This window comes from Saccharothrix sabaoui, from assembly GCF_051756985.1.
GTDB lineage: Bacteria > Actinomycetota > Actinomycetes > Mycobacteriales > Pseudonocardiaceae > Actinosynnema.
In genome coordinates this window covers 1-21120 of record NZ_JBPKJK010000151.1, presented here as the reverse complement: position 1 = coordinate 21120, position 21120 = coordinate 1, and the positions used below count along the sequence as shown (strand labels likewise).

General features: G+C 74.6%; 19 protein-coding genes. 5 read left to right on the top strand and 14 right to left on the bottom strand.

Annotation, left to right across the window (positions count from 1 at the left end; genetic code table 11):
* Window positions 1–629: HAD family hydrolase (locus ACR807_RS33080; RefSeq protein ID WP_438925408.1), on the bottom strand; the 629-nt coding region annotated here is incomplete at its 3' end.
* Between the two features lie 53 nt (window positions 630–682).
* On the opposite strand from ACR807_RS33080, the gene ACR807_RS33075 reads away from it, so the two are divergent.
* Window positions 683–1372 carry a YqeB family protein gene (locus tag ACR807_RS33075; protein ID WP_438925407.1) on the top strand — a complete coding sequence of 230 codons (690 nt, stop codon included), beginning with the start codon at window positions 683–685 and terminating at the stop codon, window positions 1370–1372.
* 174 nt (window positions 1373–1546) lie between these two features.
* Here ACR807_RS33075 and ACR807_RS33070 read toward each other — a convergent pair whose 3' ends face one another.
* From ACR807_RS33070 to ACR807_RS33060, 3 genes are all read right to left on the bottom strand, one after another.
* Window positions 1547–2053 carry a regulatory protein RecX gene (locus ACR807_RS33070; protein WP_438925406.1) on the bottom strand — a complete coding sequence of 169 codons (507 nt, stop codon included), beginning with the start codon at window positions 2051–2053 and terminating at the stop codon, window positions 1547–1549.
* A gap of 102 nt (window positions 2054–2155) precedes the next feature.
* Window positions 2156–3199 (bottom strand): recombinase RecA, encoded by a 1044-nt coding sequence (recA, locus tag ACR807_RS33065; RefSeq protein WP_438925405.1) that lies wholly within the window; start codon window positions 3197–3199, stop codon window positions 2156–2158.
* A 169-nt stretch (window positions 3200–3368) separates the two neighbouring features.
* A complete protein-coding gene (locus tag ACR807_RS33060) occupies window positions 3369–3563 on the bottom strand; it encodes a DUF3046 domain-containing protein (protein WP_438925404.1) in 195 nt (64 codons plus the stop codon).
* 67 nt (window positions 3564–3630) lie between these two features.
* Here ACR807_RS33060 and ACR807_RS33055 point away from each other — a divergent pair, with 67 nt between their 5' ends.
* Window positions 3631–3756 carry a hypothetical protein gene (locus ACR807_RS33055; protein WP_438925403.1) on the top strand — a complete coding sequence of 42 codons (126 nt, stop codon included), beginning with the start codon at window positions 3631–3633 and terminating at the stop codon, window positions 3754–3756.
* A 20-nt stretch (window positions 3757–3776) separates the two neighbouring features.
* Here the strand turns inward: ACR807_RS33055 and ACR807_RS33050 are convergent, their stop codons facing one another.
* On the bottom strand, window positions 3777–5018 hold the full coding sequence (locus tag ACR807_RS33050; protein ID WP_438925402.1) for an MFS transporter: 1242 nt from the start codon (window positions 5016–5018) through the stop codon (window positions 3777–3779).
* Window positions 5019–5097: 79 nt separating this feature from the next.
* Window positions 5098–7089: an Hsp70 family protein gene (locus ACR807_RS33045; protein WP_438925401.1), complete on the bottom strand. Its 1992-nt coding sequence runs from the start codon at window positions 7087–7089 to the stop codon at window positions 5098–5100.
* Between the two features lie 80 nt (window positions 7090–7169).
* On the opposite strand from ACR807_RS33045, the gene ACR807_RS33040 reads away from it, so the two are divergent.
* Complete coding sequence (locus ACR807_RS33040) at window positions 7170–11774, top strand: ATP-dependent helicase (protein ID WP_438925400.1); 4605 nt, start codon at window positions 7170–7172, stop codon at window positions 11772–11774.
* A 52-nt stretch (window positions 11775–11826) separates the two neighbouring features.
* On the opposite strand, the gene ACR807_RS33035 is transcribed toward ACR807_RS33040, so the two are convergent.
* The 5 genes from ACR807_RS33035 to ACR807_RS33015 all read right to left on the bottom strand — a co-directional run bounded on the left by ACR807_RS33035 (window position 11827) and on the right by ACR807_RS33015 (window position 16918).
* The gene (locus ACR807_RS33035; RefSeq protein WP_438925399.1) at window positions 11827–13122 is read right to left on the bottom strand and encodes a hypothetical protein; all 1296 of its coding nucleotides are present in this window, start codon (window positions 13120–13122) and stop codon (window positions 11827–11829) included.
* Between the two features lie 133 nt (window positions 13123–13255).
* Complete coding sequence (locus tag ACR807_RS33030; protein ID WP_438925398.1) at window positions 13256–14251, bottom strand: 1-aminocyclopropane-1-carboxylate deaminase; 996 nt, start codon at window positions 14249–14251, stop codon at window positions 13256–13258.
* Between the two features lies 1 nt (window position 14252).
* Complete coding sequence (locus ACR807_RS33025) at window positions 14253–14891, bottom strand: GntR family transcriptional regulator (protein ID WP_438925397.1); 639 nt, start codon at window positions 14889–14891, stop codon at window positions 14253–14255.
* 53 nt (window positions 14892–14944) lie between these two features.
* Window positions 14945–16168, bottom strand: a complete 1224-nt coding sequence (locus ACR807_RS33020; protein ID WP_438925396.1) for an MFS transporter — start codon at window positions 16166–16168, stop codon at window positions 14945–14947.
* Window positions 16169–16204: 36 nt separating this feature from the next.
* The gene (locus ACR807_RS33015) at window positions 16205–16918 is read right to left on the bottom strand and encodes a VOC family protein (protein ID WP_438925395.1); all 714 of its coding nucleotides are present in this window, start codon (window positions 16916–16918) and stop codon (window positions 16205–16207) included.
* Between the two features lie 23 nt (window positions 16919–16941).
* On the opposite strand from ACR807_RS33015, the gene ACR807_RS33010 reads away from it, so the two are divergent.
* Window positions 16942–18525 carry an alkaline phosphatase D family protein gene (locus ACR807_RS33010; protein WP_438925394.1) on the top strand — a complete coding sequence of 528 codons (1584 nt, stop codon included), beginning with the start codon at window positions 16942–16944 and terminating at the stop codon, window positions 18523–18525.
* Window positions 18526–18534: 9 nt separating this feature from the next.
* On the opposite strand, the gene ACR807_RS33005 is transcribed toward ACR807_RS33010, so the two are convergent.
* A complete protein-coding gene (locus ACR807_RS33005) occupies window positions 18535–19464 on the bottom strand; it encodes a zinc-binding dehydrogenase (RefSeq protein ID WP_438925393.1) in 930 nt (309 codons plus the stop codon).
* A 77-nt stretch (window positions 19465–19541) separates the two neighbouring features.
* Between ACR807_RS33005 and ACR807_RS33000 the strand changes: the two genes are divergently transcribed.
* Window positions 19542–20147: a TetR family transcriptional regulator gene (locus tag ACR807_RS33000; RefSeq protein WP_438925392.1), complete on the top strand. Its 606-nt coding sequence runs from the start codon at window positions 19542–19544 to the stop codon at window positions 20145–20147.
* A 6-nt stretch (window positions 20148–20153) separates the two neighbouring features.
* Here ACR807_RS33000 and ACR807_RS32995 read toward each other — a convergent pair whose 3' ends face one another.
* Together ACR807_RS32995 and ACR807_RS32990 are read right to left on the bottom strand one after the other, a co-directional pair.
* A complete protein-coding gene (locus ACR807_RS32995; RefSeq protein WP_438925391.1) occupies window positions 20154–20918 on the bottom strand; it encodes a maleylpyruvate isomerase family mycothiol-dependent enzyme in 765 nt (254 codons plus the stop codon).
* The coding region (locus ACR807_RS32990) for a hypothetical protein (RefSeq protein ID WP_438925390.1) at window positions 20915–21120 on the bottom strand (206 nt) is incomplete at its 5' end. The genes ACR807_RS32990 and ACR807_RS32995, both read right to left, overlap by 4 nt.

Here is a 21120-nt window from a genome sequence, read left to right as displayed (position 1 = left end):
GCTTCGGGGATCGAGTCGGCGACCGGGACGCCCGCGGCTTCGAGGACCCGGCGGGAGCTGGTGCCGGTGGCCACCAGGACCACGTGGGCGCCGACCGCGCGGGCCGCTTCGGCGTCGTCCAGGACGTCGCCGACCACCAGGACGTCACGGGCGTGCAGGCGCTGGGCGTCGAGGTGCGCGGCCAGGTGCTCGGCCTTCGAGTTGCCGCCCGAGTCGAGGACGCGCAGGCCGTCGACCCGGGTGAACAGGTCGTGCAGGCCGAAGCCGGTGACCAGCGGCACCAGCTCGTCGTGGAACCACATCGACAGCAGGGACTGGGTCTGGCGCAACCGCACGAGGTGGTCGGGCACGCCGGGCGCGAGCGCGCAGCGGTCGAGCAGCGAGCGGTACTCGTCGTGGTAGAGCAGGTCCACGCGCGCCCAGTCCGGCGCGGACAGCGGGCGGCCCAGGAGGCGTTCGTAGCAGTCCTTGACCGGCCGGCCGAAGACCTCGCGCCACTGGTCGAGGGTGATGACGGCGTCGTGCCCGAAGTCCGCGCACACCCGGTTGACCGCCGCCAGGACCGCGTCGTTGTCGGCGAGCAGCGTGCCGTTCCAGTCCCACACCACGTGCTCGGCCCTGATGCCCACGCGCGGAGCCTACGGCGATAGGTTGGGTGCTCACTTCGGGGAGGGAGTGGGTCATGGACGTGCGACGGATCACCGCGGTCACCGAACCCGGCTGGCAGGTCGCCCTGGTGTCGGTCGGGTTCCCGCTGCTCGGGGCCGGTGTGCTGTTCGGCCTGAAGTCCATCGCGGCGTGGGTGGTCGAGCTGCCGGTGGCACCCGCGAAGGGGCTGTTCCAGCTCGTCGCGCAGGTCCCGGAGCCGTGGGGCACGGTCGGGTCGCTCGGCGTCGGCCTGCTGCTGGGGCTGGTGGTGGCGGCCATCGCCGCGCACGAGCGGCTGACCGTCGAGGTGTTCAACGAGGGCGTGGAGCTCAAGCGCGGCGGCAAGACGTGGAACGTCGACCGCACGCTGGTGTCCGGGGTCTTCCTGGACGGCAAGAAGCTGGTGCTGCTGGGCGTGGACACCGGCGAGCTGGCCCGCGAGAGCCACGACCTGGAGGCCGCCGCGCTGGCCGACGCCTTCCAGACGCACGGCTACCAGTGGCTGGACGGCGACCCGTACGCCGGCGACTACCGGCGCTGGGTGGCGGGCACACCGGACATGCCGCCGGGCGGCGACGCGCTGCTGAAGGTGCGCGCGGAGGCGCTGCGCAAGGGTGACAAGGAGGACGCCGCCCAGCTGCGCGAGGAACTCGGCAAGCTGGGCGTGGTCGTCCGGGAGGAGAGGAAGCGCCAGTTCTGGCGCCTCACCCGGGCCCGGACCTGATCCGACCCGATCCCGGGGGTCTGCCCCCGAACCTGACCCCGGCCCACTCGGCCCGACTGGCCGCCGGTCGGAGTGCGTGGCCGGCACGGCACCCCACCACCGGCACGGCACCCACTGCCGGCACGGTGTGCGGCCGGCACCGGCGCGTGGTCGGTGCCGGGTGGCCGGTGCGGGTCAGTCCTGGGGCAGGTGGTGGTCCAGGGCCTCGGCGTCCTCGCCCGCGCGGCGCAGTTCGTCCTTCACCACGCGGTAGGCGAGGCCCTCGGCGTAGCCCTTGCGGGCCAGTGCCGCGACCAGCCGCCTGATCCTGGTCGTGTCGTCCAGGCCGGACATCGCGCGCAGCTTCTTGCGCACCAGGTCGCGCGCCCGCTGCTCCTCGGCCTCGTCGTCGACCGCCGCGACGGCGTCGGCGGCCACCTCGTCGGCCACGCCCTTGCGGCGCAGTTCGAGGGCCAGCGCCCGCCTGCCCAGGCCCTGGTGGGTGTGCCGCGAGCGCACCCACACCTCGGCGAACGCCGCGTCGTCGATCAGGCCGGCGCGGTCGAACTTGCCGAGCACCAGGTCGGCCGTCTCCTCGCGGATGCCCTTGCGCAGCAGGGCGTCACGCAGCTCCACGCGCGTGCGCGCGCGGGCGGTGAGCAGCGCGTAGCAGATGTCCGTCGCCTTGCGCTGCTCCTTCACCGGGTCGACCGGGCGCTGCTCCCCGTCGACCTCGGAACCGTGGTCGGCCGAAGGGTCGCGGGGCGCCCCGTGACCACGGCCACCTCGTCCCGCCACGCCCGCTTAGAACTCGACCGGCGCGGGCGCGGTCTCGTCGGCGTCGAGGGTGGCCCCGATGCCGAGCTTGTCCTTGATCCGCTTCTCGATCTCGTTCGCCACGTCCGGGTTCTCGCGCAGGAACTTCCGCGCGTTCTCCTTGCCCTGGCCCAGCTGGTCGCCCTCGTAGGTGTACCAGGCGCCCGACTTGCGCAGGATGCCCTGGTCGACGCCCATGTCGATGAGCGAGCCCTCGCGGCTGATGCCGTGGCCGTAGAGGATGTCGAACTCGGCCTGCTTGAACGGCGGGGCCACCTTGTTCTTCACGACCTTGACCCGGGTGCGGTTGCCGACCGGCTCGCCGCCGTCCTTCAGGGTCTCGATCCGCCGCACGTCGAGGCGCACGGACGCGTAGAACTTCAGCGCCTTGCCACCGGTCGTGGTCTCGGGCGAGCCGAACATCACGCCGATCTTCTCGCGCAGCTGGTTGATGAAGATCGCGGTGGTGTTCGACGAGCTGAGCGCGCCGGTGATCTTCCGCAGCGCCTGGCTCATCAGGCGGGCCTGGAGGCCGACGTGGTTGTCGCCCATCTCGCCCTCGATCTCGGCACGGGGCACCAGGGCCGCCACCGAGTCGATGACCAGGATGTCGAGCGCGCCGGAGCGGACCAGCATGTCCGCGATCTCCAGCGCCTGCTCACCGGTGTCGGGCTGGGACACCAGCAGCGCGTCGGTGTCGACGCCGAGCTTCTTCGCGTAGTCGGGGTCGAGCGCGTGCTCCGCGTCGATGAACGCGGCGATGCCGCCGTTGCGCTGGGCGTTGGCCACGGCGTGCAGCGCGACGGTCGTCTTACCGGAGGACTCCGGGCCGTAGATCTCGACGACGCGGCCGCGGGGCAGGCCGCCGATGCCCAGGGCCACGTCCAGCGCGATGGCGCCGGTCGGGATCACCTCGATCGGCGCGCGGCCCTCCTCGCCGAGCCGCATGACCGAGCCCTTGCCGAACTGCTTGTCGATCTGGGCCAGGGCCAGTTCGAGAGCCTTGTCCCGGTCGGGTGCCTGGGGTGCCATCTGGGGTCCACCTCGGTTTGTCTTGGTTCTCTGTGCCATGTCGGGGCCGACGGTACGGGCGGGGTCCGACAATTTCGGGAGGGACCAGGTCACCAGCGGGGATGCATCACCCGGTCGTGACGCGCAGCATAGCCGAACAGGTGTTCGACCACCGGACCGACACGCCGCGTCACCGGCGCTGTTCGGGCACGTCGAACGCGTCGCAGACGGCGAGCCAGACCTCCTTGGCCGGGTAGCCGGCCTCCAGCGCCTCGTCCGCGGTGCGCCCGCCCAGCGCCGACATCACGTGGTCCCGGGCCACCATCTCCGCCCGGACCTGGCCGAACTCGTTCGCCATCAGCTTGCGGAAGACCGTGTTGCGCATCGCGACCAGGCTAGCGCGCCGGCGGCGCGGGCCGCGGGCCCCCGTCCGGGCGCGCTAACCTCGGGGGGTGCTGCTGCTCCAGGTGGACACCACCGGCCTGTCCTCGCCGATCGGCACCATCGCCGTGATCGCCGCCCTCGTCGCGGCGATCGTCGTCGGCGTGCGCGCCCTCTGGCACAACCGCAAGCGCTGACCCCGGCCGACCGGGGCGGCTCAGCGGACCCGCTGCAACGACGAGTACAGGCACGCCCCGAGCAGCGGCAGCGCGACGAACCCGACGACCAGGCCCAGCGCGGCGTAGGACCACGCCGTCACGACGAGGCCCGCCGCCACGCCGCCGACCGCGCCGCCCGCGTTCATGCACAGGTCCGACAGGCCCTGGGCGGCCGTCCGGTCGGCCACCGGGACCGACTCGGTGAGCAGCGCGGACCCGGCGACCACGCCCGCCGACCAGCCGAGGCCCAGCAGCGCCAGCCCGACGCCGAGCTGCGGCGCGTCGTGCGCGGGGGCCATGCCCGCGACGCCGGAGGCGCCGACCACCAGGGCCGCGCCGATCGCCAGCACGGGCACGCGCCCGATCCGGTCGGCCATCCACCCGAACAGGGGACTCGCCGCGTACATCGCGGCCACGTGCAGGCTGATCACGACGCCCACCACGCGCAGCGACGAGCCCGCGTGGTCCATGTGCACCGGGGTCATCGACATCAGGCCGACCATCGCCGTGTGGCACAGCGCGACGCCGGCGAGGGCGAGCTTCGCGGTGGCCGGCAGCGACCGCCACAGCGCCGCGGCGCCGCGCGTGTCGCCCAGGCCGCCCGCGCAGTGCGCGGCCGGGGGCGGTGCGGCGGACCGCGCGACGACCAGCGGGTCGGGGCGCAGGAACCGCAGCACGACCAGCGCGGCGGTGCCGAACAGGGCGGCGGACAGCAGGTAGGGGCCCGCGCCGACGGGCAGCCCGAGCCGGGTGGCCGCGCGCCCCGCCGGGTCGGCGAGGTTGGGGCCGGCGACCGCGCCGAGCGTGGCCGCCCACACCACCAGCGCGAGCGAGCGGGCCCGGCGGTGCGGGTGGGCGAGGTCGGTGCCCGCGTACCGGGCGGCGAGGTTCGCGCCGGACGCCGCGCCGAACAGCACGAGCGCGGCCAGCAGCAGCGGCCAGGAGCCGAGGGCGACGGCGCACGCGGCCACCGCCGCGCCGACCGCGCCCGAGCCGTAGCCGAGGACCAGCGCCGGGCGCCGCCCGCGCCGACCGGCCAACCGGGCGGCGGGCAGGGCGAACAGGGCCGCGCCGAGCACCGCGCCGGTCTGCGCCAGGCCGCCGACCACGTCGGAACCGGCCAGGCCCGCCGCGATGAGCGTGCTCACCGCGAGCCCGATGGTGACGCCCGCCGAGCCGAGCACCTGCGTCGCGGCCAGCACACCCAGCACCCTGCGCTGCACGACCCCCACGACGGTCACGACCACGGATCGTGCCAGGGGGCGACCGGTTCGGCCGGCAGCCGTCCGGGTTGGCCGCGCTACCCGATCAGGTGACCGGTCAGGTGCCGGGCTGGACGGAGCCCTCGAAGAAGTCCGCGACCTCGTCCGCGGTCAGCTCGCCGCCGCCGCTCTTGGTCATGATGCCCAGCAGCGGGCGGCCCTCGACGGTGAACACCAGCAGCCCCAGGCCGCCGTCGGCCGCCGCCTGGTACTTGCCCGCGAACCCGTTGCCCGCCCACCTGGCCTCGACCACGTCGCTCTTGAGCGACCGGACGACGGCCACCGCGCCCTGCTCCGCGCCCGTGGTCGTCTCGGTCAACACGTACTGCACCGAGTAGTCGTCCTTCACGGCGCAGCTCACCACGGTGCCCTTGATGCCGTTGACGCCGCCCACGCCCGGCGTACCGCCCGCCTTGCACGTGCCGGTGTCCGGGACCGCGCCCGCGAGCCGCCGCAGGCACTTGGTGAAGCCCTTGTCGTCCTGCTCGGTGTCGGTCTTGCAGTCCTGGGCGGAGGGCACGCCCTCGCCGCCGAACGCGAGCCAGCCGCCGACCCCGGCGAGCGCCACCGCGACGGCCGCGCCCACCGCGACCAGCACGTTCCGGTTCGGCTTCTTCTTCGCCGCGCGCGGGGTGGTGCTGGGGAAGTTGAACTGCTGCGGGGCGCCCGACGCCGGGGTGACCGGGTAGGGCCCGCTGACCGCCGGGTTCACCTGGTACGGGCCGCTGACCACCGGGTTCGGCCCGCTGTGCAGGGGGTTCGGCCCGGTGTGGAGCGGGTTCGGGCCGGTGTGGAGCGGGTTCGGCCCGGTGTGGAGCGGGTTCGGGCCGGTGTGGAGCGGGTTCGGGCCGGTGTGGAGCGGGTTTGGCCCGGTGTGCACGGGGCTCGGGCCGGTGTGCACCTGGTAGGGGCCGCTCGCGCCGGGGTTCACCGGACCGGTGACGACGGTGTCCGGTTCCTGGGGCCTGGCGGGCTCCTGCGAGCGGGGCGTGACGCCGTCCTTGGGCACGTGGTGCGCGCCGAGCGCGACGGCGGTCTCCGGCTGGTCCAGGCTCGTCGGCACCACCCGCACCTGCTCGGTGATCATGGTGGCGACCAGCGGGATGCGGCTGGAGCCGCCCACGAGGTAGATGCCCGCGAGCTGGTTGGGCGCGAGGCCGGTGGACCGGATCGTGGACGCCAGCAGCTCGGCGCTGCGCAGCATGCTCGGCCGGACCAGCGCCTCCAGGTCGGACCGGTTGACCAGCACGTCCTCGAACGGCTCCGGCATCGGCACCTCGGTGTGCGCGTGCCGCGACAGCGACTCCTTGGCCGCCCGCACGTCCTCCTGGAGCGCGCGGCGCGCGCGGCGGTCCGCGGTGGACTCCGGGCGCAGCAGCCGCTGCCAGGCCGCCGGGTCGCGGTGCGACACCTGGCGGCCGACGTGCTCCAGCAGCGCCTGGTCCACGTCGAGGCCGCCGAGGTCGGTCAGGCCGTCCTCGGCGAGCACGGTGAAGCCCTTCTGGGTGGCGCCGACGATGGCCACGTCGAACGTGCCCGCGCCCAGGTCGTACACGGCCAGCGCCTGCCCCACGGCCAGCGACGCGTAGTGCGAGGCGGCGGCCACCGGCTCGGGGACCAGCACGACCTCCCCGGTGACGCCGGCCAGCCGGGCCGCGGACAGCAGCACGTTGCGCCGCGTCGGCCCCCACTGCGCGGGGTGCGTGAGGCGCACCTCGTCGACGGGTTCGCCGCCGAGCTGGCGGGTGGTCTCGTCGAGCACGCGGCGCAGCACGGCGGCCAGCGCGTCGGCGACCGGCACGACGTTGTCGCCCAGCAGCAGCGCGCCGTCGTCCACGCGGCGCTTGGGGTTCGGCTCGAAGCGGGCCGGGTCGAGGCGGGCGCGGCGCTCGGCGTCGCGGCCGACGACCAGCGTGCCGTCCTCCTCGCAGTAGACGGCGGACGGCATGGTGGCCGACCCGTCCACCTCCACGACCCGGGGCGGCCTGCCGTGCGCGGCGAGCACCGCGACGGTGTTGGAAGTGCCCAGGTCGACGGACAGGACGCGCACAGAGGTTCACCCCTTCGGTTCGAACGGGGTGATCGTGCCACAACCGGAAAATGTCGGTCCCCTGGTTCAGGATGGTCGGCATGGACGTCCTCGACCGCTTCTCCCCCGCGACCCGGCAGTGGTTCGCCGGGGCCTTCGCCGCGCCCACGGCGGCGCAGGTGGGCGCGTGGGAGGCGGCGGCCGAGGGGGAGCACGCGCTGGTCATCGCCCCCACCGGTTCGGGCAAGACGCTGGCGGCGTTCCTGTGGGCCCTGGACAGGCTCGCCTCGACGCCCGTCCCGGAGGACCCGAGGCGCCGGTGCCGGGTGCTGTACGTGTCGCCGCTCAAGGCGCTGGCGGTCGACGTGGAGCGCAACCTGAGGGCGCCGCTGGCGGGCATCCGGCAGGCGGCGCACCGGCTGTCGCTGCCCGAGCCCGGCACCACGGTGGGCATGCGCACCGGCGACACCCCGGCGGACGAGCGGCGGGCGTTCGCCAGGAGACCGCCGGACGTGCTGGTCACCACCCCCGAGTCGCTGTTCCTGGTGCTCACCTCGGCGGCGCGGGAGTCGCTGCGCGGGGTGGAGACGGTGATCGTCGACGAGGTGCACGCGGTGGCGGGCACGAAGCGCGGCGCGCACCTGGCGCTGTCGCTGGAGCGGCTCGACGCGCTGCTGGAGCGGCCCGCGCAGCGGATCGGGCTGTCGGCGACGGTGCGCCCGGTCGAGGAGGTGGGCGCCTTCCTCGCGGGCGGGCGGTCCGTGCGGGTCGTGCAGCCGCGGTCGGCGAAGACGATCGAGGTGCGCGTCGAGGTCCCGGTGGAGGACATGTCGGTGCTCGGCGAGCGCACCGGCGAGGTGTCCGGGTCGGCGGCGGGCGCGGAGCAGCGGGCGTCGATCTGGCCGTCGGTGGAGCGGCGGGTGCTGGAGCTGGTGCGGCAGCACCGGTCGACGATCGTGTTCGCCAACTCGCGGCGGCTGGCGGAGCGGCTCACGGCCCGGCTCAACGAGCTGGCCGAGGAGGAGGCGGAGCTGTCCGCCGCACCCGACCTCGACGCCGGGGCCGACCCCGGCACCGGGCCGGACGCCGGGCCCGGCCGGTTCCCCGCCGAGGCGGTCGGCCAGTCCGGCGTGACGACGCAGCGCACCGCCGCCGTCGCCCGCGCCCACCACGGCTCGATGTCGCGCGAGCAGCGCGTCGCGGTCGAGGAGGACCTGAAGTCGGGGCGGCTGCCGTGCGTGGTGGCCACCTCGTCGCTGGAGCTGGGCATCGACATGGGCGCGGTCGACCTGGTGGTGCAGGTGGAGGCGCCGCCCACGGTGGCCTCCGGGTTGCAGCGCGTCGGCCGCGCGGGTCACCAGGTGGGCGCGGTGTCGCGCGGGGTGGTGTTCCCCAAGTTCCGGGGCGACCTGGTGTCGTGCGCGGTGGTCGCGGAGCGGATGCGGGACGGCGCGATCGAGGCGGTGCGGTACCCGCGCAACCCGCTCGACGTGCTCGCGCAGCACGTCGTGGCCATGGTGGCGATGGAGACGTGGACGGTCGAGGCGCTGGCCGGGCTGGTGCGGCGGGCGGCCCCGTTCTCCGCCCTGCCCGAGTCGGCGCTGCACGCCGTGCTCGACATGCTGTCCGGCCGCTACCCGAGCGAGGAGTTCGGCGAGCTGCGCCCGCGCGTCACGTGGGACCGGGTCGGCGGCGAGCTGCGCGGCCGGCCCGGGTCGCAGCGGCTGGCGGTGACCTCCGGCGGCACCATCCCCGACCGGGGCATGTTCGCGGTGATGACGCCGCCGTCCGAGCGCGGCCCCGGCTCGCGGGTGGGTGAGCTGGACGAGGAGATGGTGTACGAGTCGCGGGTCGGCGACACGTTCCTGCTCGGCACGTCGTCGTGGCGCGTCGAGGACATCACCCACGACCGGGTGATCGTGGTGCCCGCGCCCGGCCAGCCCGCGCGGATGCCGTTCTGGAAGGGCGACGCGCCGGGCCGCCCGCTGGAGCTGGGCCGGGCGCTGGGCAGGTTCCTGCGCGAGGTGTCCGCGCTGGACCGGGCCGGGGCCGAGGAGCGCGCCGCCGCCGCGGGCCTGGACGCGTGGGCCACGTCGAACCTGCTCGCCTACCTGGGCGAGCAGCGCGAGGCGACCGGGCACGTGCCCAACGACCGCACCGTCCTCGTCGAGCGGTTCCGCGACGAGCTGGGCGACTGGCGGCTGGTCGTGCACTCGCCGTTCGGGGCGCAGGTCAACGCGCCGTGGGCGCTGGCCATCGCGGCGCGGCTGCGCGAGCGGCGCGGCATCGAGGCGCAGGCGGCGCACTCCGACGACGGCATCGTCGTGCGGCTGCCGGACGCGGTGGACCTCGACGGGGCGCCGGTCGTCGCGGGCGCGGAGGACGTGCTGCTCGACCCGGAGGAGATCGACCAGGTCGTCGTCGCCGAGGTGGGCGGTTCGGCGCTGTTCGCGGCCCGGTTCCGGGAGTGCGCGGCCCGGTCCCTGCTGCTGCCCCGCCGCGACCCGAAGCGGCGCACCCCGCTGTGGCAGCAGCGGCAGAAGGCCGCGCAACTGCTGTCCGTGGCGGCGAAGTACGAGAGCTTCCCGGTGGTGCTCGAAGCGATGCGCGAGTGCCTCCAGGACGTCTACGACGTGCCGGGCCTGAAGGAGCTGATGACCGACGTGCGGGCGCGCCGCGTCCGCGTGGTCGACGTGGAGACGCCGTCGCCGTCGCCGTTCGCGCGCAGCCTGCTGTTCGGCTACGTCGGCATGTTCCTGTACGAGGCCGACGCGCCGCTGGCCGAGCGCCGGGCCGCCGCGCTGTCGCTGGACTCGACGCTGCTGGCCGAGCTGCTGGGCTCCGAGGCGATCCGCGAGCTGCTCGACCCCGAGGTCGTCGAGGAGGTCGAGCTGGCCCTCCAGCGCCTCGTCCCGGACCGGCACGCCCGCGACGCCGAGGACGCGGCCGACCTGCTGCGGTTCCTGGGCGACCTGACGGAGGCCGAGGCCGCCGAGCGGGGCGTGCGGCCGGAGTGGCTGGCGGACCTGGTGGCGCAGCGCCGGGCGATCCGCGTCCGCATCGCGGGCGAGGACCGGGTCATCGGGATCGAGGACGCGGGGCGGGTGCGCGACGCACTGGGCGTGGCGCTGCCCGTGGGCGTGCCCGAGGTGTTCACCGAACCGGTCGCCGACCCGCTGGGCGACCTGCTGTCGCGCTACGCCCGCACCCGGGGCCCGTTCCCGGCGGCTCAGGCGGCCGGGCGGTTCGGGCTGGGCGTCGCCGTCGTCACGGGGGTGCTGGAGCGGATGGCCGCGGCGGGCCGGCTGGTGCGCGGCGAGCTGCGGCCGGGCGGCACGCACACCGAGTACTGCGACGCCGAGGTGCTGCGCAGGCTGCGCCGGGCGTCCCTGGCCCGCCTGCGCGCCGAGGTCGAGCCGGTGGAACCCGCCGCGCTGGGCCGCTTCCTGCCGGCCTGGCACGGCGTGGGCCGCCGGCTGCGCGGCGCGCCCACCGCGGACGACGTCTACTCGGTCGTCGAGCAGCTCGCCGGCGCGCCGCTGCCCGCGAGCGCCGTCGAGTCCCTCCTGCTGCCCGCCCGGCTGCCCGGCTACACCCCGGCGCTGCTGGACGAGCTGACCGCGGCCGGCGAGGTCACGTGGACGGGCTGCGGCTCCCTGGCGGGCGGTGACGGCTGGATCGCCCTCGCGCCGACGGACGTCGCCGACCTCCTGCTGCCGGACCTGGTGCCCGAGGCCGCACCCGACTCGCCGCTGCACACCGCGGTGGTCGAGGCCCTCGCCGGCGGCGCGCTGTTCTTCCGCCAGGTGGTGGACCGCGTGTCGCTCCAGGGCCCGACGACCGACCCGGAGGTCGTGGGCGCCCTGTGGGACCTGGTGTGGGCGGGCCTCGTCACCAACGACACCCTCGCCCCGCTGCGCGCCCTGGTCGCCGGCGGCGGCACCGCGCACAAACCCCGCCGCGCCGCGCCGCGCGGCCGGTACGCGCGGATGCGCACGGGCCGCCCGGACATGCCCAGCCGCACGGGCCCGCCGACGGTCGCCGGCCGCTGGTCCCTGGCCGTCGTGCCCGCCACCGACCCGACCCGCCGGGCGCACGCCCGCGCCGAGGCGTTCCTGGAGCGCCACGGCGTCCTGACCCGCGGCGCGCTGGACACCGAGCGCGTCACCGGCGGCTTCAGCGGCGTGTACCGGGTGCTCCGGGCGATGGAGGAGTCCGGCCAGGTGGTGCGCGGCTACGTCGTCGAGGGCCTGGGCGCGGCCCAGTTCGCCGCGCGCGGCGCCGTGGACCGCCTGCGCGCCCTGTCCCGCCCGCCCGGCCAGGAGCACGCGGGCACGCCGGACGCCGCGGTGCTCGCCGCCGCCGACCCGGCCCAGCCGTACGGCGCGGCCCTGGCCTGGCCGGAGCCGCTGGGCGAGGGCAGGCACCGGCCGGGCCGCAAGTCCGGCGCGCTCGTCGTCCTGGTCGACGGCGTGGCCGCGCTGTACGTGGAGCGGGGCGGCCGGTCGCTGCTCTCGTTCACCGAGGACGAGACCGCCCTGCACGCCGCCGCGGGCGCGCTGGGCCGGGCGGTGCGCGACGGCTGGCTGGGCCGGCTGGCCGTGCAGCGGGCGGACGGGGAGGTGGCGCTGGGCTCCCGGCTGGCGACCGTCCTCCAGGAGGCAGGCTTCCGGGCCACGCCGAAGGGCCTGCGCCTGCGGGCGTGACCCGGGACGGTCGGGCAGCGGGTGGACCACAGCTCGCTCCGCCCCGTGGCGGCTACTCGAGTCGGGTCAGTCCTTTCCTCGCCAAGCGCTCGAGCGTGGCTGCGGCGTCGACCGGCACGAGGGCCGTCGTCGGCGGCATCGAGAGATCGAGCATGCGGTTCTCCGTCACCACCAGGAAGCGCCTCGTCTTCTCCAGGTAGACCGCATCGTCGCCGCACTCGTTGACCTTCCGCGCCGTCTCCCCGGCGCTCCGGAGGTAGAAGCTCTTCAGGTTCTCGTACTGCAGTCGTGCGTTCTGCGGTGACTCGTGGACGCTGAACCCGACCGAGAGGCCGGACCCGTTGGCATCGGTGTACGGGCACACGTAAGCGGCCTGCTCGTTGCCGGCGATGTCCGTCCCGGTGGAACCGAACGGGTTCGCCGTTCGCACAGGAGCCCCGAACTCGGCGGCGACGTCCTGGCTCGTCACGAGCAGGCAGGGGTTTCGCTCATCGGGGAGGTCCGCCACTCCGGGGTCCTGCTGCCCCGGTGTGACGTCCAGCCAGTCATCGTCGACCCACTGGTACGACCTGCCCCCGGTCGGCGCGGTCGTCTGGAAGGGCTTGCCCCCGTCGTCGACCGAGACGACCTCCTCCTCCCCATCGACGCTCAGCACGAGATCGATCCTGTACGACCAGTGTCGCGACTGCGTGAAGGCCGCGAAGTCGAACACCAGCGTTTCCCCGGCGGGCACCGGCAACGACACGAAGGTCTCCTCGCTCGCCTCGTCGAAGTCGCTGCCCCAGCCGGTCTTCTTCGTGTCCAGGTTGATCCCGAGCACCCGCGGCCCACCGCCCCGGCCCGGACAGGTGGCGATCGCTCCCGGAGCCGGGTCCCGGGATTCGGCTGTCGGCTTCGGTTGCACGGCCTTCAGCTCCACACTTCGCCCCGGGGCCGCGTAGACGCTGATCCGGCCGACTGTGGCGTTGACGTCCACGCCCCCCTTGCCGCGTGCCCACTTGTGCCGCCCGTCGCAGGAATCCAGCCCATCCGGGGGTTTTCCGATTTCCCGGATCGGCGAGGTGAACAAGTACTCCCCGCCGATCCCCTCCATGCTCTTGTTCAGGACGATCAGTTGATCGCGGTCCAGTTCCGCGTCCACCCGGTACTCGTCGGCGAACGCCTTGTGCACAACATCGACAAGACGGTCACCGATTCCGGTGAAGAACGCCGTCGCCAGGACGGCCAGCAAGGCGGTTACCTGAACCAGAACCTTCTTGTACCAGGGCTTCTTCGTTTCCCGACCGTTGACACCCTCGCCCTCGTCCTGGTGCGACGACTGCCCGTCCTGAGTTCCACCCCTGGCCACGACGCCTCCGAAGATCGCTGTCGATCACCGGAGCGGGAGTACCCGAAAAGCTATCGGAGCAACCAAGAGCATTTATTTACGATAAATGCGGAAAGCTTCGGGCGAAAGCCGATCCCCTGGCGGGACGGAATCATCAGCGGAACAGGGAGCTGTAGGCGTTGAGGGCCGGCTGCCCACCCAGGTGGGCGTAGAGCACCGTCGACCCCTTGTCGATCTCCCCGGTCTCCACGAGCTGGACGAGCCCCGCCAGGGACTTGCCCTCGTAGACCGGGTCGGTGATCATGCCCTCCAGCCGCGCGCCCAGCCTCATGGCGTCCACGGTGGACTCGCCCGGCACGCCGTAGACGCCCTCGTGCCACCGGTCGTCGAGGACCACCTCCGACTCGGCCACCTCCACGCCCAGCAGGTCGGCGGTGTTCCGCGCGATGCGCAGCACCTGGTTGCGGGTGTCGCAGGGCTCGGCCGAGGCGTCGACGCCGATGACCTGCCGGCCGCTCCCGGCGAACCCGGCGACCATCCCGGCCTGCGTGCTGCCGGTCACCGAGCAGACGACGACCGTGTCGAAGTACACCCCCAGCTCGGCCTCCTGCCGCTCGACCTCGGCGGCCCAGCCCGCGAAGCCCAACCCGCCGAGCGGGTGGTCGGACCCGCCCGCCGGGATCGGGTACGGCGTGCCGCCCGCCGCGCGGACGTCCTCGACGGCCTGCTCCCACGCGGGTTTCACGCCGATGCCGAAGCCCGCCTCCACGAGCCGCACCTCCGCGCCCATGAGGCGGGACAGCAGGATGTTGCCCACCCGGTCGTACACCGCGTCGGGCCAGTCGACCCAGCTCTCCTGCACCAGCACGCACTTCAGCCCGGCCCGCGCCGCCGCCGCCGCGACCTGGCGGGTGTGGTTGGACTGCACGCCGCCGATGGAGACGAGGGTGTCGCAGCCGGTGGCCAGCGCGTCGGCGACGAGGTACTCCAGCTTGCGGGTCTTGTTGCCGCCGTGGGCGAGGCCGGAGTTGCAGTCCTCGCGCTTGGCCCACACCGACGCGCCGCCGAGGTGGCGGGTGAGCCGTTCCAGGGGGTGCACCGGCGACGGGCCGAACGTCAGCGGGTAGCGGGGGAAGTCGGACAGCGCCATCTCAGTTCTCCTCCAGCAGGTCGAGCAGGGTCGCCCAGTTGCGCTCGACGAGCCGGGACGCCAGGTCGGCGTCCCCGGCGGCGCAGGCGGCGGTGATCTCGTCGTGCATGGCCACCGAGTGGCGGCCGGTGGGCGCGGCGAAGCGCAGGCGCTCCAGCCGGCGCACGAGCGGCGTGTAGCGCTCGATCGTCGCGACCACCGCGAAGTTGTCGCCGCGCCGCACGGTGACGGCGTGGAAGGCGTCGTCGGCGGCCAGCGCGGCGGACGCGTCCCCGGTGGCGAGCGCCTGCGCGAACGCCGCGTTGGCCGCGCGCATCGCGTCGAGGTCGGCGGGCACGAGCCGGGGCACGGCGAGGCGCGCGGCCAGCGCGTGCATGGCCTGCACCACGACGTGCGCGTCCCGCACGGCGGCGGTGTCCAGCGGGGTGACGCGGGTGTAGCTGTGCGGCTTGGTCTCGACCAGGCCCTCGTCGGTCAGCCGGGCCAGCGCCTCCCGCACGGGGGTGCGGGACAGGCCGAGGCGCTCGGCGAGGTCGACGTCCTTGATCGGCGCGCCGGGCGCCAGGTCGCCGCCCAGGATCGCCTCGCGGATCGCGCTCAGCGCCTGGTCCCGGTACAGCTCCCGACTGATATATTGCATATCGGCACCCTAGACGACGGGACCCCGAAGTCACAGCACCGGTTTTCCCGGGGTCACCCCCGACGCGCGGGCTCCGCGGGCAGCCGCCGGACGGAGCGCACCGTCAACACCGATGGGACGCTCACCAGGACGACCAGCGCGCCGGTCACGAGCACGGTCCCCGGGCCGACGCGTTCGGCCGCGGGACCGGCCAGTGCCATGCCCACCGGCACGGCGGCCAGGCCGACGACGGTGGAGAAGCCGGTGGCGCGGGCGATGAGGTCGACGGGCACGTGCACCTGCCGGGCGGTGGTGGTGAACACGGCGTAGAGGGCCGCCTGCACCCCCGCCGGGACGGCCGCTGCGACGAGCACCGGCACCGGCGCGCCGACGGCGAGCAGGACCGGCAGCGGCACCAGGGCGAGGGGCGCGGTCACGGCGACCCGCAGCGGGTACCGGGGTCGCCACCGCAGGGCGACCGCGGCGCCCAGCAGCGCGCCGACCGCGTAGCCGTTGCCGACGAACGCCCACGCCAGCGGCCCGCCCAGGCGCTCCTCGGCGATGACCGGGCCGAGGACCAGGTACGGCGAGAGGCAGGCGCCGTTGACGACGGCGAGCTGCACGGTGGTGGCCTGCAACCAGGGGCGGGAGCGGAAGTCGCGCCACCCGTGCCGCACGGCGTCGAGCAGCGCCGGCCGCGGCGGCACCGGCCGGTCGGGCACCTTCAGCGCGACGAGCGCGGCGGCGCTGACCGCGAACGTGGCGGCGTCCACGGCGAAGGACGCGCCCGCGCCGACCGTCTCCACCAGCGTCGCCGACAGCACCGGCGCGAGGATCGTCGCGGCGTTCTGGGCGGTGGTGACCAGGGCGTTGGCCTGGCCGCGCCGCTCCTCGGGCACCACGTCGGCGACCAGGGCCGCCGCGGCGGGCTCGAAGAAGGCGCTCGCCGCGCCCGCGACCGCCTGCAACGCGGCCAGGTGCCACAGGGTCGCGGTCCCGGTGAGCAGCAGCACGGCCGTCAGCCCCTGCGAGGCGCAGCGGACGACGTCGGCGGCGAGCATGACGAGCCGGCGCGGCGCCAGGTCGCCCACCACCCCGCCGACGAGCGTGAGCACCACGACCGGCAGCCGGCCGGCGAGCACGACCAGCCCCACCTCGGTGAGCGAGGCCCCGAGCCGCACCGCGCCGAACGCGAGCGCGAGGGTGATCAGGCCGTCACCGAGGTGGGACGACGTCCGGGCGAGGAAGTACCGGCGGAACGCCGGGTCGCGCAGCGGGGCGGGCACCGGGCGGATCACCCGCCCACCCTGCCGGCCCCCACCGACGACGAGCGCTCAGCGGGGCGTCAGCACGCAGAACTCGTTGCCCTCGCGGTCGGTCAGCACGACCCACGGCACGTCGGCCTGCCCGACGTCCGCCCGCGTCGCGCCCGCCGCCTCGACCCGCGCCACCTCGGCCGCCTGGTCGTCGTCGGCGAACGGCGCGACGTCGAGGTGCACGCGGTTCTTGCCGCTCTTCGGCTCGGCCACGCGGACGAACTCCAGCCACGGCCCGGCCTCCCGGCGCAGCGACGCGAAGCGCGGGTCCTCCCGCTCCACCGGCAGGCCGGTCGCCCCCGCCCAGAACGCGGCCTGCGCGACCGGGTCGAGCGCGTCCACCACGACCGCGGCCACCGGACCGTTGGCGGCGTACACCTCCCGGGGTTCCAGCACGCAGAACTCGTTGCCCTCGGGGTCGGCCAGCACCACCCACGGCACGTCGCGCTGCCCGACGTCGACGTGCCGCGCGCCCAGCCCGAGCGCGCGCTCCACGATCGCCGCCTGGTCCTCGGCCGACGACGACGCGAGGTCCAGGTGCACGCGGTTCTTGCCCTCCTTCGGGTCGGTCACCGGCACGATCACCAGCTCCAGCCCGGCGGCCACCGCCACGTCGACCTCGCCGCCCTCCTCCTCGAAGACCACCTCCGTCCGCAGCAGCGCCGACCAGAAGCGGCCGAGCGCGGCCGGGTCGGCGGAGTCGATCACCACAGAGGTCCACCTCGTGCTCATGGTGCGAAGGTAACGTCTGCGCCATGGCGGAGTTGGTGCTCGGTCCGGTGCTCAGGCACGTCGACTCCACGTCGGCCACTCTCTGGGTGGAGACGGACACGGGGTGTGAGGTCGAGATCGCGGGACACCGCGCGGCCACGTTCCAGGTGGGCGAGCAGCACTTCGCCCTGGTGGTGGTGGAGGGCCTGGAACCGGGCACCACCACCCCCTACGACGTGCGGATCGGCGGCGACGTCGTGTGGCCGCCGCCGGAGTCGCCGTTCCCCGCGCCGATGATCCGCACGGGTCCGGTGCGGCGGATGCTGTTCGGCTCCTGCCGCGCCGCGAAGGCGATCCCCAACCCCACCAAGGCGGACAAGCTCGGCGTGGACGCGCTGGACTCGTACGCGCTGCGGATGAAGGACGAGCCGGTCGAGCGCTGGCCCGAAGCGCTCGTGCTGCTGGGCGACCAGGTGTACGCGGACGAGCCGACGCCGCGGATCACGGAGTGGCTGGCGGAGCGGCGGCCGGAGCCGGCGGGCGAGGTGGTGTCGTTCCGCGAGTACGCCGAGCTGTACCACGAGTCGTGGGCCGACCCGGAGATCCGCTGGCTGATGTCGGTGGTGCCGACGTCGATGATCTTCGACGACCACGACGTGCGCGACGACTGGAACACCTCCCGCACCTGGCGGGAGCAGATGGCGACCAAGAGGTGGTGGCCCGAGCGCATCCGCGCGGGGCTGGCGTCGTACTGGGTGTACCAGCACCTGGGCAACCTGTCGCCGGACGAGCTGACGCGCGACCCGCTGTACCAGAAGGTGCGCACGACGGGCGGCGACGTGCAGCAGCTGCTGGAGGACTTCGCCGAGGAGGCCGACCAGGAGGTGGACGGCCACAAGTCGACGCGGTGGAGCTACAAGCGCGACTTCGGCCCGATCCGGCTGCTGGTGATCGACACCCGCAGCGGGCGCATCCTGTCCGGCCCGGAGCGGCTGATGGTCGGCAACGGCGAGTTCGAGTGGATCGAGGAGAACGCCACCGGCGACTTCGAGCACCTGCTGATCGGCTCCTCGCTGCCGTGGCTGATGCCGCACGGGTTGAGCCACCTCCAGTCGTTGAACGAGCGGATGGCGGGCCTGCCGGGCCTGCGCGGCCGGATCGGCGAGAAGGTGCGCCAGGTGTCGGACCTGGAGCACTGGCCCGCCTTCCGCGCGTCGTTCGAGCGGTTGGCGCGGCTGCTGGAGCGGGTCGCGAAGGCCGAGGACGCGCCGGGCACGGTGTGCGTGCTGTCCGGCGACGTGCACCACAGCTACGCGGCCCGCGCGTCGTTCGCGTCGAAGGTCGACGCCAAGGTCTACCAACTGGTGTGCTCGCCGGTGCACAACGACCCGCCGTGGATCTTCCGCCCCGCGTTCCGCCTGTCGTGGTCGAAGCCGATCGCGCGGGCCCTGCGGTGGTTGGCGGACCGCCGGGGCATCTCGCCGGACCCGGTGGCGTGGCACAAGCTGAGCGGCCCGCACTTCGGCAACTCGGTGGGCATCCTGGAGTTCGAGGGCCGCGAGTCCCGCTTCCGCCTGGAGACCGCGTTCACGGACGGCCTGCGCGAGGTGACGTCGATCACGCTGTAGGCAGGCCGGTCACGGCGTGGGCAGGTCGAGCACGGCCTTGCCGTGCAGCCGCCTGCCCACCAGCGCGGCCACGGCGTCCGCCGCGTCGTCCCAGCCGCCGCGCCAGGCGATCCCCGGGTCCAGCTCGCCGGTCGCCACCAGGCCGGCCAGCCAGGTCAGCTCCTCGACCATGCTCGTCCCGTCCACCAGGAAGAACGTGGTGATCACGCGGTCGTGCGCGCCCATCCCCTCGAACGCGCCGGGCGGGAAGTCGCTGCCCTCGCCGGAGGACCGCCCGACCGACACGAGGACGCCGCGCTCGGCGAGCCGGGCGTGGGCCGCCACCAGCTGCGCGCCGCCGACGAGGTCGACCACGCCGTGCACGTGCCCGTCGAGGTCCTCCGGTCCGCGCACGACCTCGTGCGCGCCCAGGGCGCGCAGGGCGTCACCGTGCCGCCCGGGATCACCGGTGGACGCGACGACGTGCGCCCCGCCCCGCCGCGCCAGCTGCACGGCGTAGCGCCCCACGCCCCCGGTGGCCCCGGTGACCAGCACCCGCCGCCCGAGGATCGGCCCCAGCCGGCGCAGCGCCCGCAACGCGCTCGCCCCGGCCACCGGCACCGTGCTCACCGCGCCGGGGTCCGCGCCCTCCGGCACCGCGCCGAGCAGGCGGGTGTCCACGGCCCGCAGCTCGGCCCACGCCCCCGCGAGGCCGAGGGTGACGACGGGTGTGCCGACCGCGGGACCGGTGCCGTCGGCGGCGGCCCGCTCGACGACGCCGGCGGCGTCCCAGCCGGGCACGACGCCGGGTTCGGCGCCCGCCAACCCCGTCACCTCGCCGCTGTTGAGCGAGGTCGCGGTCACCCTCACCAGCACCTCGCCGGGGCCGGGGACCGGGTCGGGGACCTCGGCGGGGCGCAGGCCGCCGGGCGCGGTCGGGTCGGTGGTCAAAGCGCGCATGGAACACCCTCCACAAAAAGTGCCACTCAGTGGCATAAGCCTACGGGAGGCACCCGGTGCTCGACTACCCTGACCCCGTGACCACCCCGCGACCGCCGCTGCGCGAGCGCAAGAAGCAGCACACGCGCGACGCGCTCGTCGCCACCGCCCTCGACCTGTTCACCGAGCGCGGTTTCTCCGGCGCCACGCTCGACGAGCTGTGCGACGCGGTGGACGTGTCGAAGCGGACGTTCTTCCGCTACTTCGGCAGCAAGGAGGACGTGGCCACCGCGACCAGCCAGGACATGTGGGCGCGCTTCCTCGACGAGCTGCGCGCCGCCGACCCGGCGGCCGAACCGCTGATCGCGGTGCTGCGCGACGCCCTGCTCGCCGCCGTCGCCGCCATGCCCGCCACGTGGGCCGACCGCGTGCTGGCCGAACGGCGGCTGGCCGCGCGGACCCCGTCGATGGAGGCGCACGGCCTGTACTTCTGCGAGCGCACCAGCCGGGCGGCGCTGGAACTCCTGCACGACCGCCCGCGCCTGCCGGACGCCCTCACGACCCGCCTGGCGCTGGAGGTCCTCGTCGCCGCCTTCCACGTCGCCGTGGAGGCGTGGTCCTCCCAGGACGGACGACCGTCCCGGGAGGACTTCGCCGCGCACGTCACCAGGACGTTCGACGCGCTGCCGCGCGCCCTGGCCTGACGCGCCCTACTTCGTGGCCAACCGCAGCAACGCCCACAGCTGCGCGATGGCGTCGTGGTCACCGGTGGGGGGCGGCAGCTCGCGGTCCGGGATGCGGCCCCACAGCCAGCGGTAGAGCTGCATCGGCGTGCCGCTGACCTCGCCGTCCGCCGAGGACGCCTCGTCGGGCAGCAGCATCCCCGCCGTCGCGGGTTCCGGCCCCGCCGCGGCGATCCACGTCCGCGACGGCGTGCGCACCGCCACCGACCCCCGCCGCGTGCCCCGCACGCCGAGGAGGTCCAGCCGGTGCCCCAGCCACAGGGTCAGCACCTCGTCGATGCCGTCCTCGGCGACGTCGTCGTCCACCGGGTCCACCGGCAGCCCCGCCGCCGACTGCACGTCCATCCGGTGCACGGTGGACTCGTGCGCGAGCCGCCTCGCCCAGAACGCGGCCGTCCGCTCGGCGGGCCACCACGTCTCGCAGAAGTCGTCCGGGTCACGCACCCGCAGCGCCCGCACCAGCGCGGGCACGCCGGTGCGCACGTACTCCTCCAGCGGCTGCCCGCGGCCGGGGTCCTGCTGCCACACCAGGGGTTGCCTGCCCTCCCTCAACCAGGTCGACACCATCCGGTAGGTGCTGCCGACGTGCCGGGCCGTCTCGCCCAGGTTCAGACCGGGGCACGCGGGCACCTGGCGTTCCGGGCGCTGCCCGGCCACCGAGGCGGCCAGGCGTTCGGCCTCCAGTTCGACGACGTCGATCAGGCGGTCGTACTCGACCAGTCCCCTGCTCACTGTGTCCTGTCCTCGTAGGTGATCTCGTGGACCAGCTCGGTGAACCGCGCCCGTTCGGCGCGCGAGGTCGTCGGCGGCTCTCGGCGCACCCGCCGACGCCGGCGGGAGGGGGAGGCGGGGAAGGGCGAAGTCATCTCGCGGCCTCCTCGCGGCGTCGGGACGGCGACGACCGCCGCGGGGAGACGGCGGCACTTGGTGGTGG

Bases quoted from the DNA above. Each gene is read 5' to 3' on its own strand.
- ACR807_RS33075 (WP_438925407.1), top strand. From the start codon at position 683: ATGGACGTGCGACGGATCACCGCGGTCACCGAACCCGGCTGGCAGGTC.
- recA (WP_438925405.1), bottom strand. From the start codon at position 3,199: ATGGCACCCCAGGCACCCGACCGGGACAAGGCTCTCGAACTGGCCCTG.
- ACR807_RS33060 (WP_438925404.1), bottom strand. From the start codon at position 3,563: ATGCGCAACACGGTCTTCCGCAAGCTGATGGCGAACGAGTTCGGCCAG.
- ACR807_RS33040 (WP_438925400.1), top strand. From the start codon at position 7,170: ATGGACGTCCTCGACCGCTTCTCCCCCGCGACCCGGCAGTGGTTCGCC.
- ACR807_RS33030 (WP_438925398.1), bottom strand. From the start codon at position 14,251: ATGGCGCTGTCCGACTTCCCCCGCTACCCGCTGACGTTCGGCCCGTCG.
- ACR807_RS33025 (WP_438925397.1), bottom strand. From the start codon at position 14,891: ATGCAATATATCAGTCGGGAGCTGTACCGGGACCAGGCGCTGAGCGCG.
- ACR807_RS33015 (WP_438925395.1), bottom strand. From the start codon at position 16,918: ATGAGCACGAGGTGGACCTCTGTGGTGATCGACTCCGCCGACCCGGCC.
- ACR807_RS33010 (WP_438925394.1), top strand. From the start codon at position 16,942: ATGGCGGAGTTGGTGCTCGGTCCGGTGCTCAGGCACGTCGACTCCACG.
- ACR807_RS33005 (WP_438925393.1), bottom strand. From the start codon at position 19,464: ATGCGCGCTTTGACCACCGACCCGACCGCGCCCGGCGGCCTGCGCCCC.